This is a genomic window from Rhizobium sp. ZX09, from assembly GCF_017357485.1.
GTDB classification, from domain to species: Bacteria; Pseudomonadota; Alphaproteobacteria; order Rhizobiales; family Rhizobiaceae; genus Agrobacterium; species Agrobacterium pusense.
Genome location: NZ_CP031363.1, coordinates 447,194 through 463,833, shown reverse-complemented (window position 1 = coordinate 463,833; position 16,640 = coordinate 447,194). Strand labels below are relative to the sequence as shown.

General features: G+C 60.2%; 13 protein-coding genes and 2 tRNA genes. 11 read left to right on the top strand and 4 right to left on the bottom strand.

Annotation, left to right across the window (positions count from 1 at the left end; translation table 11 throughout):
• Window positions 1-3: 3 nt before the first annotated feature.
• Window positions 4-957: a sulfate adenylyltransferase subunit CysD gene (gene cysD, locus BTN45_RS02210; RefSeq protein ID WP_207588771.1), complete on the top strand. Its 954-nt coding sequence runs from the start codon at window positions 4-6 to the stop codon at window positions 955-957.
• Complete coding sequence (gene cysN / locus BTN45_RS02205) at window positions 957-2,438, top strand: sulfate adenylyltransferase subunit CysN (RefSeq protein WP_207588769.1); 1,482 nt, start codon at window positions 957-959, stop codon at window positions 2,436-2,438. Before cysD ends, cysN begins: the two co-directional genes overlap by 1 nt.
• A gap of 731 nt (window positions 2,439-3,169) precedes the next feature.
• Here cysN and BTN45_RS02200 read toward each other — a convergent pair.
• A tRNA-Pro gene (locus BTN45_RS02200) sits at window positions 3,170-3,246 on the bottom strand.
• 264 nt (window positions 3,247-3,510) lie between these two features.
• Between BTN45_RS02200 and BTN45_RS02195 the strand changes: the two genes are divergently transcribed.
• From BTN45_RS02195 to BTN45_RS26320, 4 genes are all read left to right on the top strand, one after another.
• Window positions 3,511-3,933: a hypothetical protein gene (locus tag BTN45_RS02195; protein ID WP_006699999.1), complete on the top strand. Its 423-nt coding sequence runs from the start codon at window positions 3,511-3,513 to the stop codon at window positions 3,931-3,933.
• 380 nt (window positions 3,934-4,313) lie between these two features.
• Window positions 4,314-6,047: a malate dehydrogenase (quinone) gene (mqo, locus tag BTN45_RS02190; protein ID WP_207588767.1), complete on the top strand. Its 1,734-nt coding sequence runs from the start codon at window positions 4,314-4,316 to the stop codon at window positions 6,045-6,047.
• Window positions 6,048-6,189: 142 nt separating this feature from the next.
• Window positions 6,190-6,471: a type II toxin-antitoxin system ParD family antitoxin gene (locus tag BTN45_RS02185; protein WP_004440433.1), complete on the top strand. Its 282-nt coding sequence runs from the start codon at window positions 6,190-6,192 to the stop codon at window positions 6,469-6,471.
• A 99-nt stretch (window positions 6,472-6,570) separates the two neighbouring features.
• The gene (locus BTN45_RS26320; RefSeq protein ID WP_223216926.1) at window positions 6,571-6,753 is read left to right on the top strand and encodes a hypothetical protein; all 183 of its coding nucleotides are present in this window, start codon (window positions 6,571-6,573) and stop codon (window positions 6,751-6,753) included.
• Between the two features lie 12 nt (window positions 6,754-6,765).
• Here BTN45_RS26320 and BTN45_RS02175 read toward each other — a convergent pair.
• Window positions 6,766-6,840, bottom strand: a tRNA-Gln gene (locus BTN45_RS02175).
• 203 nt (window positions 6,841-7,043) lie between these two features.
• On the opposite strand from BTN45_RS02175, the gene BTN45_RS02170 reads away from it, so the two are divergent.
• A complete protein-coding gene (locus BTN45_RS02170; protein WP_004440431.1) occupies window positions 7,044-7,952 on the top strand; it encodes an MBL fold metallo-hydrolase in 909 nt (302 codons plus the stop codon).
• A gap of 255 nt (window positions 7,953-8,207) precedes the next feature.
• On the opposite strand, the gene BTN45_RS02165 is transcribed toward BTN45_RS02170, so the two are convergent.
• Window positions 8,208-9,128, bottom strand: a complete 921-nt coding sequence (locus BTN45_RS02165; RefSeq protein ID WP_207588765.1) for a DUF1499 domain-containing protein — start codon at window positions 9,126-9,128, stop codon at window positions 8,208-8,210.
• 522 nt (window positions 9,129-9,650) lie between these two features.
• Here BTN45_RS02165 and BTN45_RS02160 point away from each other — a divergent pair.
• The 3 genes from BTN45_RS02160 to BTN45_RS02150 all read left to right on the top strand — a co-directional run bounded on the left by BTN45_RS02160 (window position 9,651) and on the right by BTN45_RS02150 (window position 12,286).
• Window positions 9,651-11,015: a dicarboxylate/amino acid:cation symporter gene (locus BTN45_RS02160; RefSeq protein ID WP_207588763.1), complete on the top strand. Its 1,365-nt coding sequence runs from the start codon at window positions 9,651-9,653 to the stop codon at window positions 11,013-11,015.
• A gap of 289 nt (window positions 11,016-11,304) precedes the next feature.
• Window positions 11,305-11,892: a demethoxyubiquinone hydroxylase family protein gene (locus BTN45_RS02155; protein ID WP_207588761.1), complete on the top strand. Its 588-nt coding sequence runs from the start codon at window positions 11,305-11,307 to the stop codon at window positions 11,890-11,892.
• Window positions 11,893-12,013: 121 nt separating this feature from the next.
• A complete protein-coding gene (locus BTN45_RS02150) occupies window positions 12,014-12,286 on the top strand; it encodes a hypothetical protein (RefSeq protein WP_004440421.1) in 273 nt (90 codons plus the stop codon).
• On the opposite strand, the gene ppdK is transcribed toward BTN45_RS02150, so the two are convergent.
• Complete coding sequence (gene ppdK, locus BTN45_RS02145; RefSeq protein WP_207588759.1) at window positions 12,264-14,990, bottom strand: pyruvate, phosphate dikinase; 2,727 nt, start codon at window positions 14,988-14,990, stop codon at window positions 12,264-12,266. The genes BTN45_RS02150 and ppdK overlap by 23 nt on opposite strands.
• A gap of 228 nt (window positions 14,991-15,218) precedes the next feature.
• On the opposite strand from ppdK, the gene BTN45_RS02140 reads away from it, so the two are divergent.
• Entirely contained in the window at window positions 15,219-16,193 is a 975-nt protein-coding gene (locus BTN45_RS02140; RefSeq protein ID WP_207588757.1) for a VOC family protein, read from the top strand.
• Window positions 16,194-16,640: the final 447 nt, after the last annotated feature.

Sequence of the window (16,640 nt, the reverse complement as noted above, 5' to 3'; positions counted from 1 at the left end):
ACAATGTCCAACGCAGTCCACGAGACGGACAGCAAGAATACTGTCGCATCCAAGCCGCCGCTCGATCCCCATCTGAAGGCGCTTGAAAACGAAGCTATTCATATCTTTCGCGAAGTCGCAGCCGAATTCGACAAGCCCGTGATGCTCTATTCCATCGGCAAGGACTCGTCCGTGCTGCTGCATCTCGCGCGCAAGGCGTTCTTCCCCGGCCGCATTCCCTTCCCGCTGCTGCACGTCAATACCGGCTGGAAGTTCAAGGAGATGATCGAATTCCGCGACAATATCGTCAAGGAATACGATCTGGAGCTGATCTCCCATACCAATCCGCGCGGCGCGGCGGAAAACATCACGCCCTTCACCCACGGATCGGCGCTTTACACCGACATCATGAAGACGGAAGCCCTGCGTCAGGCGCTGGATGCCGGCCAGTTCGACGCCGCCTTCGGTGGTGCGCGCCGCGACGAAGAGGCGAGCCGCGCCAAGGAACGCATCTACTCTTTCCGTACGCCCGACCATAAGTGGGACCCGCGTAACCAGCGGCCGGAACTGTGGAACATCTATAACGGCATGGTCCGCAAGGGCGAAAGCGTGCGCGCCTTCCCGCTCTCCAACTGGACCGAAGTGGATATCTGGCGCTACATCGAGGCGGAAAACATCCCGCTGGTGCCGCTCTATTACGCCGCCGAGCGCCCCTATATCGAGCGCGACGGCATGATAATCCTCGCTGAAGACGAGCGCCTGGAGCTTTTACCCGGCGAAGAAGTCAAGCGTGGCTCGATCCGCTTCCGCACGCTCGGTTGCTTCCCGCTCACCGGTGCAATCCGCTCCGAAGCGACGACCTTGCAGGAGGTGATTGCAGAGCTTGAAATCGCCACCGTTTCTGAACGTCAGGGCCGCGCGATTGACCGCGACCAGTCCGGCTCCATGGAGAAGAAGAAGCGCGAGGGCTATTTCTGATGACCGCTTCTGCCACCACCAACGTTTCCACGGCCACCATTTTGCCCTTTGCTGAACATTCGAAAGCAGCGCGCGACACCCGCCCGCTTCGTCTCATCACATGCGGCAGCGTGGATGACGGCAAGTCGACCCTGATCGGCCGTCTCCTCTGGGACACCAAGGCCGTCAAGGAAGATCAGGCGGCCACCCTGCACCGCGACAGTGGCAAGCAGAACGATCTCGGCCTGCCCGATTTCGCACTGCTGCTGGATGGTCTGCAGGCGGAGCGCGAACAGGGCATCACCATCGATGTCGCCTATCGCTATTTCGCCACCGACCGGCGCGCCTTCATCGTGGCCGACACGCCCGGCCATGAGCAATATACCCGCAACATGGCGACCGGCGCTTCCACGGCCGATCTCGCCGTGCTGCTCGTCGATGCGCGCACCGGCATTCTGGAACAGACCCGCCGCCACGCCACCATCGCGGCGCTGATGGGAATCCGGCAATTCGTGCTGGCCGTCAACAAGATCGACCTGACGCATTACGACAAGGCCGGTTTCGAACTGATCGCCCACGAGTTCCGCGATTTCGCATCCGATCTCGGCATCAAGCAGATAACCGCCATTCCGATGTCGGCGCTGAAAGGTGAAAACGTCGTTCTGTCAGGCAAGGCTTCCATGCCCTGGTATGAAGGCCCGACGCTGGTGGAAACGCTGGAACTGGCGACCGTTCGCTCCGCGCAATCGGGCGGCTTCCGCTTTCCCGTACAACGCGTCTCGCGTCCCGGCGAAAGCTTCCGCGGTTATCAGGGCACGGTTGCCGGCGGTTCGGTGAAGCCGGGCGACAGCGTCGTTATCCTGCCTTCCGGCATGGTCGCCAACGTCAAGCAGATCGTCACTTTCGATCTGGTACGCAATGCCGCCGTGGCGGGTGATGCCGTCACTCTCGTTCTCGATCGTCAGGTGGACGTCTCGCGCGGCGACATGATTGTCTCCATCGAGGCGCAGCCTCAGACTGGCCTTGCCTTCGACGCGCAGATCGTGGCTTTGCAGCCCGGAGGCATCGAGGCCGGCAAGCGCTACTGGTTGAAAAGCGGCAGCCGCCGACAGCGTGTCAGTGTGCAGCCCGTCAGCCAGCTGAACCTCAAGGAAGGCGAATGGCAGGCGCATGAAACGTCGCTGCCGATGAACGCCATCGGCAAGGTCAGGCTTTCCTTCGATGAGACGGCGATCTTCGATCCCTATGAGCAGAACCGCTCGACGGGTTCCTTCATCCTGATCGACCCCGACACCAACAACACGGTGGCGGGCGGCATGATTTCAGGAAAGCGCAATACTGGCGCGACGGAAGAAAAAGGCGACCGGGTCATTCTCTCGCTGCCTGCCGATCTCGCGGAAAAGCTGCTGGCGAGCGAGCTTCTTGCCAAGCACCGCGACGAGATCGACATCCGGCGCACGGATGCGGCAACAGCCTCACGGCTCATCAGCGATCTCGACTGAGAATGCCGGCATGAACGACAAAAGGCGACCACGGTGTGGTCGCCTTTTTGTTTGGGTCCAGTCGTCAGATGCGACTTAAAACACGAACATATAAAGCAGAATGATCACGAAGATCGGAACGCCCATAGCCCACAGTGCAATACCCTTCAGCATGTTATCCTCCATTGTTGTATGTTTGGATAACGGCTGAGGAAGCTTTCCGATCCATCTGCTTTGCGGATTTTTACGGGTTGTTTCTCGGCGGCGCAGAAGGGCGCTCGTTCATTCGGCGTTCATGGGCAAAAGGCGAATTTGCCCTCGGTCGCTCCGCCAAGCGGCCGAACAGAGGCTCGTTGCTTGAAAATGCAGCGGGCCTCTTTTTTGATCGCGATAAGTTGATCACGGCGATGGCCCTGAAACTCAGGGCTCGCGACTGTCACGGGTAACTTCTTGGATTGTGGACCTGAATTGACACTTCTAAGACGGTCCGTGTCGCGCGTCCCCTGAAACAGGCCGCGACATTGGGGCCTGGCGCTTGGCGGAGCGACGGGCCTCTTTTATTCGCGCATACGGAAAAGTGGAAGCGCAGGAAGTTGCGACAGCCTATCCAACTGGGCTCCGAGGCATGGGCGACGAATGCGTTCAAACCGGCTCTGATTCGACCGGCCCGGTTCATGTATGACGATTTGATATGGAGGTTTTCAGCAAGTATCGGGATTTTTTGCAAGCCGCTGATTTATCGGGCTTCTAGCTGGTCGGAGTGAGAGGATTCGAACCTCCGACCCCCACGTCCCGAACGTGGTGCGCTACCAGACTGCGCTACACTCCGTGACCAGCGGCGCTTCTATAGACCAGCCTCTGGCATTCGACAAGCGGCTTATTGCATTTTTTATGACAAGTTTTCCCCACCTGCTGAAACAGCCCCGGCAGGCACCGGCGGCACCGGGCGGAAGGCTTCAAAACGTTACAAAAAAGCAATTGTGGCAGGAAATTTTCATCGGGCCGCACAGCTCCCCTGCCCGCCGCCGCCAAATCTGCTAGGGGAACGGAATGACCGGCGGGATGCCGGACACGGCACAAAGGACATTTCACCATGCTATTTCGCAGCGTAACGCTTGCAGCGTTTGCCATTGCGCTCTCGGCCTGCACCACTTCCACCGATGGCTCCACGCCCTCCTTCACCCAGAAGAGCCCGGTTGAGACCCGTTGGGTCGGCCAGTCCGCAGGTATTTTCTTCGCCAAATTCGGCCCGCCGCTGAGCGACACCGAAAGCGGCAGCTCCACCGTCTACAACTGGCGCGGCGGCTACAAGAAGGCGACGATTCCGGCGAAGTTCGAAGAAGGCAAGGATGGCAAAAAAGGCCGGCAGATTTCGCCCGCCCGCACCGCCTCCCTTTCCTGCACGGTGCAGCTGGTCGTCTCGAGCGATTACAAGATCACCGCCGTGCGCACGATCTCCGATCGCCCGGGCGTCAACGGTCCGAGCTACTGCGCGGAATTCCTCGCCGCCAACTGATCGTCAGCCACAAGCCAAAATGCGCGAAGGCCTGCCCGAACCGGCGGGCCTTTTCACTTTTTCGGGATTTCCGTCATTATTCTGAAAAAAATTGTGCCTGAAGCGGCACCTTGCGGATCGTAACTCAGTGGAAAGGGTGCTGGCGCTGCGTTTTTGGCAAAATCCCGTCAGGGATCGCTTTCAACCGTTTGAAAGCCGCGACTTATCTTAACAATCATCAAAATGATAATCGGCAAAACCGTGAAATCGGCCGTCCGCCACGGCAAAATCCGCACAAAACCGCTTGAACTGGAGTGGATGAGTCCGGGTTGTGCCGGTTTGCGCTTTGCTATAACGGGGCGATCGGGAGGAGTGTTTTTAACACAAAACAAGAATCAGGTATGGCCGTGACTCCCATCGATCAAGACAAATCCCAGCTCACTGATCTCTCCGAGGAAACTTCCCTCTCCCACGCATTGCCGATGAACCGCAGACAGGTTCTTGGTGGTGCTCTCGCCGGACTTGCCGCAGCAGCGCTGCCCTCTTCCGCGCTTCTCGCCAATACGACTGCCAAGAAGGTCGACGTGCTTCTCATCGGTGGCGGCATCATGAGCGCGACGCTCGGTGTGTGGCTGCGCGAGCTGGAGCCCACCTGGTCGATGCAGATGCTGGAGCGGCTGGACGGCGTGGCGCTTGAAAGCTCCAACGGCTGGAACAATGCCGGCACCGGCCATTCCGCGCTTGCCGAGCTGAACTACACGCCTGAAGACGACAAGGGCAACATCAAGATCAGCCAGGCGATCAACATCAACGAATCCTTCCAGATTTCCCGGCAGTTCTGGGCATGGCAGGTGCGCAACGGCGTTTTGAAGAACCCGCGCTCCTTCATCAACCACACGCCGCATATGAGCTTCGTCTGGGGTGACGAGAACGTCGCCTATCTGGAAAAGCGCTATCAGGCGCTGAAGGCGAGCCCGCTTTTCGCGGGCATGGAGTTCTCCACCGATCCCGAGCAGATCAAGAAGTGGGTGCCGCTGATGATGGAAGGCCGCGATCCTTCCCAGAAGATCGGCGCAACCTGGTCGCCGCTCGGCACCGACATGGAATTTGGCGAAATCACCCGCCAATTCGTCTCGCATCTGCAGAGCGACCAGAATTTCGACCTGCAGGTCAATAGCGAGGTTTCCGACATCCAGCGCAATGCCGATGGCAGCTGGCGCGTGACCTATACCAACACCAAGACCGATGCCGAACAGGTGGTGGATGCGAAATTCGTGTTCATCGGCGCCGGCGGCGGCGCGCTGCATCTGCTGCAGATGTCTGGCATTCCGGAAGCGGATGATTATGCCGGTTTCCCTGTCGGCGGCTCGTTCCTCATCAACGAGAACCCCGAGGTGACGATGCAGCATCTGGCCAAGGCCTATGGCAAGGCCTCGGTGGGCTCGCCGCCCATGTCGGTGCCGCACCTCGATACCCGCGTGCTGGGCGGCAAACGCGTCATCCTGTTCGGACCTTTCGCCACCTTCTCGACCAAGTTCCTGAAGGAAGGCTCCTATTTCGATCTCGTCTCCTCCGTAACAACCAGCAATGCCTGGCCGATGGTGCGCGTCGGCATCGATGAATATCCGCTGGTCGAATATCTCGCCGGCCAGCTGATGATGTCGGATGACGACCGTTTTGCTGCGCTGAAGGAATATTTCCCGAATGCCAAGCAGGGCGAATGGCGTCTCTGGCAGGCAGGCCAGCGCGTGCAGATCATCAAGCGCGACGAAGAAAAGGGCGGCGTGCTGCGGCTCGGCACCGAAGTCGTATCCGCACAGGACGGCAGCATCGCCGGCCTGCTCGGCGCTTCGCCGGGCGCTTCCACCGCAGCGCCGATCATGCTCAGCGTTCTGGAAAAAGTCTTCAAGGACAAGGTGGCGACGCCGGAATGGCAGACGAAGCTGCGCCAGATCGTGCCGAGCTACGGCACCAAGCTCAATGACGACCCGGAAAAGGTACGTGAGGAATGGGCCTACACCGCCGAGCACCTGCAGCTGCCGACCCCGCCGCAGATCGATCTTGAGGCGCTGAAGGGCGCCGGTGCGGCGCCTGCGGGTGCACCCGTGAAGAAGGTGCCTGATATCGCGCTTTAAGGTTTAGGTGCGATTTAGGATTGGACGCCGCGTGTCTCTGGATGCGCGGCGTTTTTTGTTGATCTAATTCTTGATACTGAAATATCGCGTCGGCCAATCCTCTTGGTGGTAATAATTGCTACCAATTCGATGGAGAGCTTAGATGGCCAATGTTGAAAAGATCAGCGTCTCGATGACTCCCCAGCACGCCGAAATCTTGCGTGACGCCGTGGAAAGCGGTGCTTATGCCAGCAGCAGCGAAGTCATCCGTGAAGCGATACGAGACTGGTCGGCAAAATGGGTTCAGCGACGCGACGACATTGCCAAGCTGCGCGCATTATGGACCGAAGGCAAAGCCAGTGGCAATTCAACCGAAGTGGATTTCGACGAGGCGCTCAATGAAGCGCGTGCAGAACTGGCCTCGTTGAAAAATCGTGACCATTAAACTTGTCTGGTCGCCCCGCGCGCGCAGCAATGTGAAGAAAAATCTATATCGATATCGGCAAATCACAGCGCCTTGCCGTTCCGTGCCAAAGCGGAGCGCTTGGTCGACCATCCTCACCTCGGCGAGCGCCGCCCGGAAATTTTCCCATCCGCCCGCATGCTGGTTGAAGCGCCTTACATCATTCTCTACGAAACCGTGCCGGATACCGATGGCGGCGAAATATATTCCGTGGAAATCGTTCGCGTGATCGACGGTCGCCGGAACCTGCGAACGTTGTTCTGACTTGGGGATAGATGGCTGGGGCGCCAGGATTCGAACCTGGGAATGCCGGTACCAAAAACCGGTGCCTTACCGCTTGGCGACGCCCCAACAGGGCAGCGAGAGCGAAACGCCGCTGCCTGAACCGCGCCTGATTAGCAAAGCCTGCCCGGCGCGGCAATGACCCGGCGACCAATTTTTTCACAAAATTCAAGCTTTTTGGGTGCCGTGTCTAAGTTGACATGTTAGGGCTTGGCCGTGACGCGGATGAGGCCGCGGCGCAAGCATGCATGGCATTTTTTCAGGAGGTCTCGATGGCGGACCCGGCATTCGATCTCGATTTCCAGCCGGCCTATGGCGAGGCGGTTCCCGTCGCCCCGCTCATCCAGCGCATCACCGTCAACAATCCTTCCGCCTTCACCTTCCATGGCACCAATTCCTATATCGTCGGTGACCGTTCCGTCGCCGTCATCGATCCCGGCCCGGAGGATGAGGCGCATTTTCGGGCGCTGATGGCCGCGCTCGAAGGGCGCGAAGTCACGCACATCTTCGTTAGCCACACCCATCGCGATCATTCGCCGCTTGCCCGCAGGCTGGCGCAGGCGACCGGGGCGCTGACGGTGGCTGAAGGCCCGCACCGCGCCGCCCGGCCACTGCATGTGGGCGAGACCAATCCCTTTGCCGAAAGTTCCGATACGGCTTTCGCGCCCGACATTGCGCTGGGCGACGGGCAGAGCCTTTCCGGCGACGGCTGGACATTGACGGCGCTGCATACGCCGGGCCACACCGCCAACCACGCCGCCTTTGCGCTTGAGGGCAGCGGCATTGTCTTTTCGGCCGATCACGTCATGGCCTGGGCTACCACCATCGTCGCGCCGCCTGATGGGGCGATGAGCGACTATATGGCTTCACTGGAGCGGTTGCTGACCCGCGACGACCGGTTGTTCCTGCCAGGCCATGGCGGCCCGGTCACCGATCCTGCCGCCTTCATGCGGGGCTTGCGCGCCCACCGCCGCATGCGGGAAAAGGCGGTGTTGAAGCGGATCAGGGACGGCGACAGGCTGATCGCCGACATGGTGAAGGTGATCTATGCCAGCACCGACAAGCGTCTGCATGGGGCGGCGGCACTTTCCGTGCTGGCGCATATCGAGGATCTGATCGAGAAGGGCGAGGTTCGGACGGATGGCGCGCCTTCGCTCACGGGTGAGTATTTTCCGGCGTGACGGCGTTTTAATCTGCGAATTCTCAAGATGCTTTCATGCTCGCCGCCCGTTCGATGGCGAACGAGCGGGCGCCACCTGTTTCTTCTCCCCGCCGGGGAGAAGTCCGCGGCAGCGGGATGAGGGGGCAAGCTCTCCGAAAATCTCCGCCGTTACCCCCTCATCCGGCCCTTCGGGCCACCTTCTCCCCGGCGGGGAGAAGAAACGAGCGGCGACGTCGCGATCCATTCGGCCAACGTGTAGCTTTGCCTTCCGGCCTCAATTATCGTTCAGCCCCTGCATCTCCGCATCCAGCGCATCGAGATAGGCCTCGGCAATCGCCGCACCCATGCCAAGATCGTGCGGGCCGTAGCGGGAGGCGACGCGGACATCGACGATGGTGGTTTCCGCCTCTTCCTTCAGGCGAATGAGGATATCGAAGCGCAGGCCCCAGATGCGGGTGCGGGTTTCACCCTGCATCAGCACCACGCCGCTGCCGTTGAAGAAGGTGGGCAAAGGCGCGTCGGGCGGGCGGGCCATGGGCACGGGCACGATGGAGGGCAGGTCTTCCACCGGCGCATCGTCGGCGGGCTGCTGCCTGTCCTGTGCTGGCACCCCGACGGCAGGGGCATCCTCCGCCCCGATCACACCCTTCGTATGGGTAATGCGGATATTCTGGGAGGCGGCCATTTTTTTGGCAGCGGCGTAGATGCGGTCTATCGCGCCTTCATAACGGCGCCCGGCAAGGCTGGCATAGGCCTCCATCTGCGCATCGCGATCAGCCTTGGTAATGGTCGCGGGCCGCACCAGCCATTGCTGGTTGGCGGCCGGTGTCGCCAGCCACTCCGGCACATCGCTCAGGTCAGTGGAAATGTCGTAAATCTTGGGCTGCTGCCAATAAAGAAAGGCGCCATAGCCGACCACGCCGAGCGGCAGGGCCGAGAAAAGCAGCGCCGCCAGCGCCGAAAGGCCGCCGCGTGCGCCTCTGGTCCACAGCCGCTCAAGGCCGATCAGCGCCAGAAGCACGGCAAGAAAAGCGATGCCTGCGGCAATGAGGAGCAGCCCGACAAGATCAGGCGTCGTCAGCGGCCCGAAACGGTGGATGCCGGCGGCGATGAGAAAAAGCGCCAGTGCCGCCAGGCCCAGATAGCGGGAAAGATAGGCTGCAACCGAAAAAGGCCGGACGAAACGCACAGTCATGGAAGCGGATATCCGTTAGATCGCATTGGCTAAGAGGCGTTGCACCCGGGTTCTGGCAGGGAATCACCTGCATATGATGTCATAGACCGGAATTGCGGCGAGGAAAACAAAGGAGGGGGCGATCTGCGGGTAAAGCGTGCCCCCCGAAGACCTCTCTTCCATCATGCCGGACATGATCCACTTCTGTCCGGGTTAAATTTCCGGACAGGTCGCAGTTTCCTTGAGGTCGATGATTAAGGGTGAAGACTCGCTCAACGTCATCCTCGGCCCTGTCCCGAGGATGACGTCGGCGCAATTGGCATGACTTTCCCTGCGCCACGGACTGAGAGGCCACGCCAACAAGAAGCAGGAATATTATTCCGCATTGCCGCAGCGTCAGGGAATAATTCCCCGACAATGCAACAAATACGCACGTTCATCCCTTAATTGCTGAGGAAATCGGCGTATTCTCGGCGACCTCCCTCGAGAATGCTTGTAAAAAATGCAACATTCTCGCTTTCTTGCACAATAAAGAGACATGTCATGTCACAGGCAACGACCTCTGCCCGCCCTTCGGGGCATAAACCCTTTTATCGCAATTTTGGCTTTCAGGTTCTGATAGCCATGGTCATCGGCCTGCTGCTCGGCCTTGTTGCCCGCAATATCGGCCCTGACGCCGCCGGCAGCCCCAACTGGCTCTCGGTGACGCTGCAGACCATCGGCAGCATATTCGTCCAGCTGCTGCGCGCACTCGTGCCGCCGCTGATCTTTACCGCCATCGTCGCCTCCATCGCCAATCTCAAGAACCTCTCTAATGCGGCCAAGCTCGTCTGGCAGACGCTTTTGTGGTTTGCCATCACCGCGCTGATTGCCGTGGTCATCGGCATCGTGCTCGGTCTTGTCATCCAGCCGGGCGTCAACACGGCGATCGCCAATACGGCAGCCGCAGCGCCGTCCTCCACCGGTTCTTGGCTGGACTTCCTCAAGGGTCTCGTCCCGGCCAACGTCTTCGGCCTTGAAGCATCTACCAAAATCAGCAATGGCGCGGCCAGCACTTCGTTGAATTTCAACGTCCTGCAGTTGCTGGTGGTGTCGATTGCCTTCGGTGTCGCGGCGCTGAAAGCCGGCAAGGCGGCGGAGCCGTTCCTCGCCTTCAACCAGTCGCTGCTCGCCATCGTGCGTAAAATCCTGTGGTGGGTCATCCGCCTTACCCCCATCGGCACCATCGGCCTGCTTGGCCGCGCAGTTGACCAATATGGCTGGACCACGCTGTCACAGCTCGGCTGGTATGCAGCGGCCGTCTATATCGGTCTGGCACTGGTGCTTTTCGTCGTTTACCCGGGGCTGCTTCTCGCGCATGGCCTGAAGCCCTCGCGCTTCTTTGCGGGCGCATGGCCGGCCATCCAGCTCGCCTTTGTCTCGCGTTCCTCCATCGGCACACTGCCCGTCACCGAAACCGTGACGGAAAAGAGCCTCGGCGTGCCGCGCGAATATGCCGCCTTCTCCGTGCCGCTCGGCGCCACGACCAAGATGGACGGCTGCGCCGCGATCTATCCGGCAATCTCGGCGATCTTCATCGCGCAGTTCTTCCAGGTGCCGCTCGGCATTCAGGAATATGTGCTGATCGTCTTCGTTTCGGTGCTCGGTTCCGCCGCAACGGCCGGATTGACCGGCGCGGTGGTTATGCTCACGCTGACGCTCTCCACGCTCGGACTGCCGCTCGAAGGTGTGGGCCTGCTGCTCGCCATCGACCCGATCCTGGACATGGGCCGCACTGCGGTCAACGTCGCCGGACAGGCGCTGGTGCCGACCATTGTCGCCAAACGCGAGGGTATTCTCAACGAGGCCGTTTATAACAACGCCAAGGACATCGACGCACTCGATGACCGTGAAGTGGCGACGGCCTGAGCAAAGCAATGAACGTGATTGCTCCCTGCGCATCACGTCCCTGCCTCGACGACGAACGCTACCGATGAAGTCATCATCTTGGCGAAACCGTCGTCATTGCAGCCGCCAGCAAAGCTCGCGCGGCTGCAATGAACGCCTAGCCTTGGTCGTCATCACCGATCGTGTAATTTATTTGTTGTTGTGTTAGACTATGGAACTGGACTAAAGGGGCGGCTAGCCCCTACCAAAAAAGCAGAAGCGATTTGTGCCGTGTTCGGGTGAACGGGAGTAGGCTGAGGTAGCATTTCACATGTCCGACAGTCTCGGTAAACAGGACCCGGATCTTACCGTTCGGCGTATTCTCAAGGTCAATCACGCCGGAGAGTTTGGCGCTATTCGCATCTACGGCGCGCAGATATGGATGGCTCGCCGGCTGTTTCCGGACATTGTACCCGCTCTGCAGGAGATGCGGGAAGACGAGATCGATCATTGCCGCCTGTTCAGAGAAGCCATGCCATCCAGAGACGCAAGGCCTTGTCGCGTCATGGCATTTTGGAGCCTCGGAGGTTTCCTGCTCGCTTTTCTGACCGCGCTGGGTGGACGCAACATGATCTGGATTTGCACCGAAGCCGTTGAAAGCACCGTTCACCGCCATCTGGACGATCAATTGGCCTTCTTGCAAACGGGAGATCGCGAGCTTTACAGGCTCATCGCTTCTATCCAGGAACAGGAATTGGCGCATTTACAGGAAGCCGAAAAAAACCAGGCGACACGCGGTCTGGCTCACAAGCTTCTTCTTCCGATTATCGGCTTTCTAACCGACCTGATGATCTGGCTCTCGACATGGGGGGATTCAAGCTGGATGCGCGCTGAAATGGCGCGTTTCAAGCAGACTTGACGACTGGTATGTTCTTGAACCGAACGCAACTTTCCGCCCCGCCGCGGCTTTTCCCCGTCTTAAAACAGGCGTATCAATCTCGGCTAAGTGCCGTACGGTTGTCATATCAGGGAGAAACAAAATGCGCTTTTCCATCGTCTTCGGTGCGCTTGCCGCCATGCTGGCGCTCACCGCATGCCAGACGCTGACACCGGAAGAGCGCCGGGCTCGGGATGAGGCGACATGCCGGGGTTACGGTTTCCGCCCCGGCACTGACCCGATGGCCGGTTGCCTTCTCGATCTGGAAATGGACCGCCGTGCCGACAACCGTGCCTGGCAGGCGCAGATGAACCGCGACATGTTCTACCGTCCCGTGGTGGTGGAGCGGCGCATCATCGTCCAACAGAACCCCTGACGGGGATAAAGGCGACATTGCTTGCCACCTGCCCTTCTTCCGCCCGCGCGGCAAGCGTCGCCTGCGCGGCGGCAAGGCGGGCGATGGGCACGCGAAAAGGCGAGCACGAGACGTAATCAAGATCGGCATTTTCGCAGAAATGGATCGAGGCCGGGTCTCCGCCATGTTCGCCGCAGATACCGAGCTTCAGTTCTGGCCGCGTCTGGCGGCCGCGTTCGGCGGCGATGCGGATCAATTCACCCACGCCATCGAAATCGAGCGAAATGAACGGGTCGCGTTCGATGATGCCCTTACGCTGATAGGTATTGATGAAGCGCGCCGCATCGTCGCGGGAAATGCCGAAGGTCGTCTGCGTCAAATCATTGGTGCCGAAGGAGAAGAACTCGGCCGCTTCGGCAATGACATGGGCGCGCAGGGCCGCACGCGGCAGCTCGATCATGGTTCCCGTGAGATATTCGATCTCCATGCCGGTTTCTTTCGCCACCGCCGCGGCGACGCCATCGATGACCGCAGTCACGTAATCCAGTTCCGAACGCAGGCCAACCAGCGGCACCATGATCTCAGGCACGACGGGCGCGCCGGTAATGCGCGCCGCCGCAACGGCCGCTTCGAAAATGGCGCGGGCCTGCATCTCGGCGATTTCCGGGTAGGAGATGGCGAGACGGCAGCCACGATGGCCGAGCATGGGGTTGAACTCGTGCAGCGCATCAAGCCGCTGGCGGAACACCGTCTGCGGCATGCCCATGGCGGCGGCAACCTCGACGATTTCACCATCCGTCTTCGGCAGGAATTCGTGCAGTGGCGGGTCGAGCAGGCGGATCGTTACCGGCAGGCCGTGCATGATCTGGAAAAGTTCGGTGAAATCCGAGCGCTGCATCGGCAGAAGCTCATCGAGCGCCGCCCGCCTGCCCTTTTCGCTTTCGGCCAGGATCATCTCGCGCATGACATGGATGCGGTCGCCCTCGAAGAACATGTGTTCGGTACGGCAGAGGCCAATGCCCTCAGCGCCAAAGGCGCGCGCGGCGCGGGCGTCGGCGGGCGTGTCCGCATTGGTGCGCACGGTCATCCGGCGCAGCTTGTCCGCCCATTCCATCAGCTTGCCGAAATCACCCGAGAGTTCCGGCTGCGTCATCGGCACCTCGCCTTTCAGCACCCGGCCGGAGGAACCGTCGATGGTGATGACATCCCCCCGCTTCAGCATGCAGCCGACGCCGATCAGCACCCTGTTGCGCATATCGACCCGCATGGAGCCGGCGCCGGTGACACAGGGAATGCCCATGCCGCGCGCCACCACGGCGGCGTGGCTGGTCATGCCGCCGCGCGTCGTCAGAATGCCTTCGGCGGCATGCATGCCGTGAATATCTTCCGGGCTGGTTTCGATGCGTACCAGAATGACGCGACGCCCCTCGGCCTCGGCGGCTACCGCCTCTTCCGCGGTAAAGACGATCTCACCCGTTGCCGCCCCCGGAGAGGCGGGCAGGCCGGAGCCGATGGTGGGACGCGATGTGCCGGGATCGATGGTGGGATGCAGCAGCTGGTCGAGCGACGACGGCTCGATGCGGCAGACGGCTTCGTCCTGCGAAATCAGCCCTTCCTCCACCATATCGACCGCAATCTTCATGGCGGCGCGAGTGGTGCGCTTGCCGGAGCGGGTCTGCAGCATCCAGAGCTTGCCGCGCTCGATGGTGAATTCAAGATCCTGCATGTCGCGGTAGTGGGTTTCCAGCCGCCTGCAGATCGCCAGGAATTCGGAAAAGGCTTCCGGCATCAGCTTTTCCATGGATGGCTTGTCGGAGCCGGAGGCCAAGCGTGCGGCCTCGGTGATGGATTGCGGCGTGCGGATGCCCGCCACCACGTCTTCGCCTTGCGCATTGACGAGGAATTCGCCGTAAAGCTCCGCCTCGCCTGTCGAGGGGTTGCGGGTAAAGGCGACGCCGGTTGCCGAGGACGAGCCGAGATTGCCGAAGACCATGGCCTGAACGTTGACGGCCGTGCCCCAGTCGCCGGGAATATTGTGCAGGTGCCGATAGGTCACGGCACGGTGGTTGGTCCAGCTGGCGAACACGGCGCCAATTGCGCCCCAAAGCTGGACGTGACAATCCTGCGGGAAGGCTTCGCCGAGCTCATCTTCGATCAGCTTCTTGTAGAGCGAAACGACGTGCTGCCATTCGACCGCCGACATGTCCGTATCGTATTCATGGCCAAGCCGGCCTTTTTCATCTTCGAGGATTTCCTCGAACATTTCATGGTCGAGACCCATGACGACATCAGCATACATCTGGATGAAGCGGCGATAGCTATCCCAGGCAAAACGCGCGTCGCCCGCATCGTGGCCCAATGCCTCGACGGTGCGGTCGTTGAGACCAAGGTTCAACACCGTGTCCATCATGCCGGGCATGGAGGCGCGCGCGCCGGAACGAACGGAGATGAGCAACGGCGACTGGCTGCCGCCGAAGGTCTTGCCGGTCACGATTTCCATACCATGCAGGCCGGCCATGACCTGAAGCTTCAGGTCATCAGGGAGATCGCGGCCGTTCTTGTGATAAAGCGCGCAGGCGTCGGTAATGATGGTGAGGCCGGGGGGAACGGGAAGGCCGAGACTTGCCATTTCGGCAAGGTTTGCGCCCTTGCCGCCCAATATCGCAACGTCACCTGCCCTGCCTTCGGCAGCACCGTTGCCGAAGGTATAAACCCATTTTTTCATTCCACGCTCTCCACCCAGAAGCGTTGTCATTTTTCTATCATCTACAGCATTGGCGGCACGTTGGGAACGCCGCAACGCGTAGTTTACATCGCACTGCAGCATAATTGCGGCGAATTGCGCGCCAGAATTGCCTTAAACAGGACATAACAGCAGCATTGACGCATTCGTGTAGTGCGCTGAAACGGAGTGTTACCTAAGCCATTCAAATCGCCGACAAAGAGATTATTCATGCAATTTACCCGCCGCCACACGCTTAAATTTGCCGGAATTTCCTGCGCCGCCACCGCCCTTGCCGGTGCGCTTAGAGCCGAGGGCGGAGCTTCCGCCGCCGTCGATCCCACCCTGCCCTTTGCGCTGACGACGCCGATGCATATCGGCAAGGCGGCGCTGCGCGTGCGCGAACTCGATCCGATGATCGATTATTACCGTTCGGTGCTGGGTATGAACGAAGTGGAACGCACGGCCAGGGGCGTGACGCTGGGTGTCGGGACCGTGCCGCTGCTCGATCTCGATCACAAGCCGGCAGCGGATTTCGAGAGCCCCACCTCTGCCGGCCTGTTCCACATCGCCTATCTGATGCCCTCCCGCAAGGATCTGGCGCGCTGGCTGGTGCATGCGGCGCTGAAGCAGGTGCCTCTGACGGGTTTCGCCGATCACAATGTCAGCGAGGCGATCTATCTCAACGATCCCGAAGGTAACGGCATCGAGGTCTACAGCGATCGTCCCACGGACACATGGGTGTGGAGCGGCAATGTGGTGAAAATGGGCACCGAGCCTCTCGATGTCGATGATCTCGTAAAGCTGACCGATACCAAAAACAGCGATTATGACGTCGCCCCCGCGGGAATGCGCATTGGCCACATCCACCTGCGAGTTGGCGACATCGCCGCTGCTCGCGCCTTCTACGAAGAGGCCGTCGGCCTCAAGCCGACACAAGATGCGCGTTCCGACGCGTCTTTTCTCTCTTCCGGTGGCTATCACCACCATCTGGCGGTGAATAGCTGGAACAGCCGTGGCGCAAAGGAACGCAACGCCATGGAAACCGGCCTCGACTGGTTCTCAATCACCGTTCGCAACCACACCGATCTCGAGGCGCAGAAAACACGGCTACGGGCCGCGGGTTATGTGCTGGTGGAAATGGAGAATAATGTCGTGGAAGCGATCGACCCCTGGGGTACAAGGTTGCGGCTTGTGCCGGGGTGAGTGATGGTGGCCTCCATGCATCATGGGCCGAGAAACTCGCACACTGCGCGGGCAGTTGCAGCATGCCAGTGTTTACAGTGATTGGCTGCGTCGCCTCTCTCCGTCATTCCGGCCTTGAGCCGGAATCCAGTCGACGCGGCTCTCGCGCGACGGGAAGAGTCCTTTCAGCCCAAGGACTTGGGCTGGCTGGGTACCGGCTCAAGGCCGGTATGACGGAAAGAGGCTTACTCCCCTGACACAATTGCCAATGCAAACCGCCGCGCAACCCTATGAACCTGGAAAAGAAAGCCTTGCGAGGCCACGGCAGCGGCCTCGCAAGGCATTCCATCCGGTACAGGAAACCGGATGGTGGGGTCTCAGGAGAACCTTTGGCTCTTGCGAAAGACATAGCAAACTGCCGCGCAATGTCGCTCACCCGAATGGGTGATATGGCAGATAAATTGACAT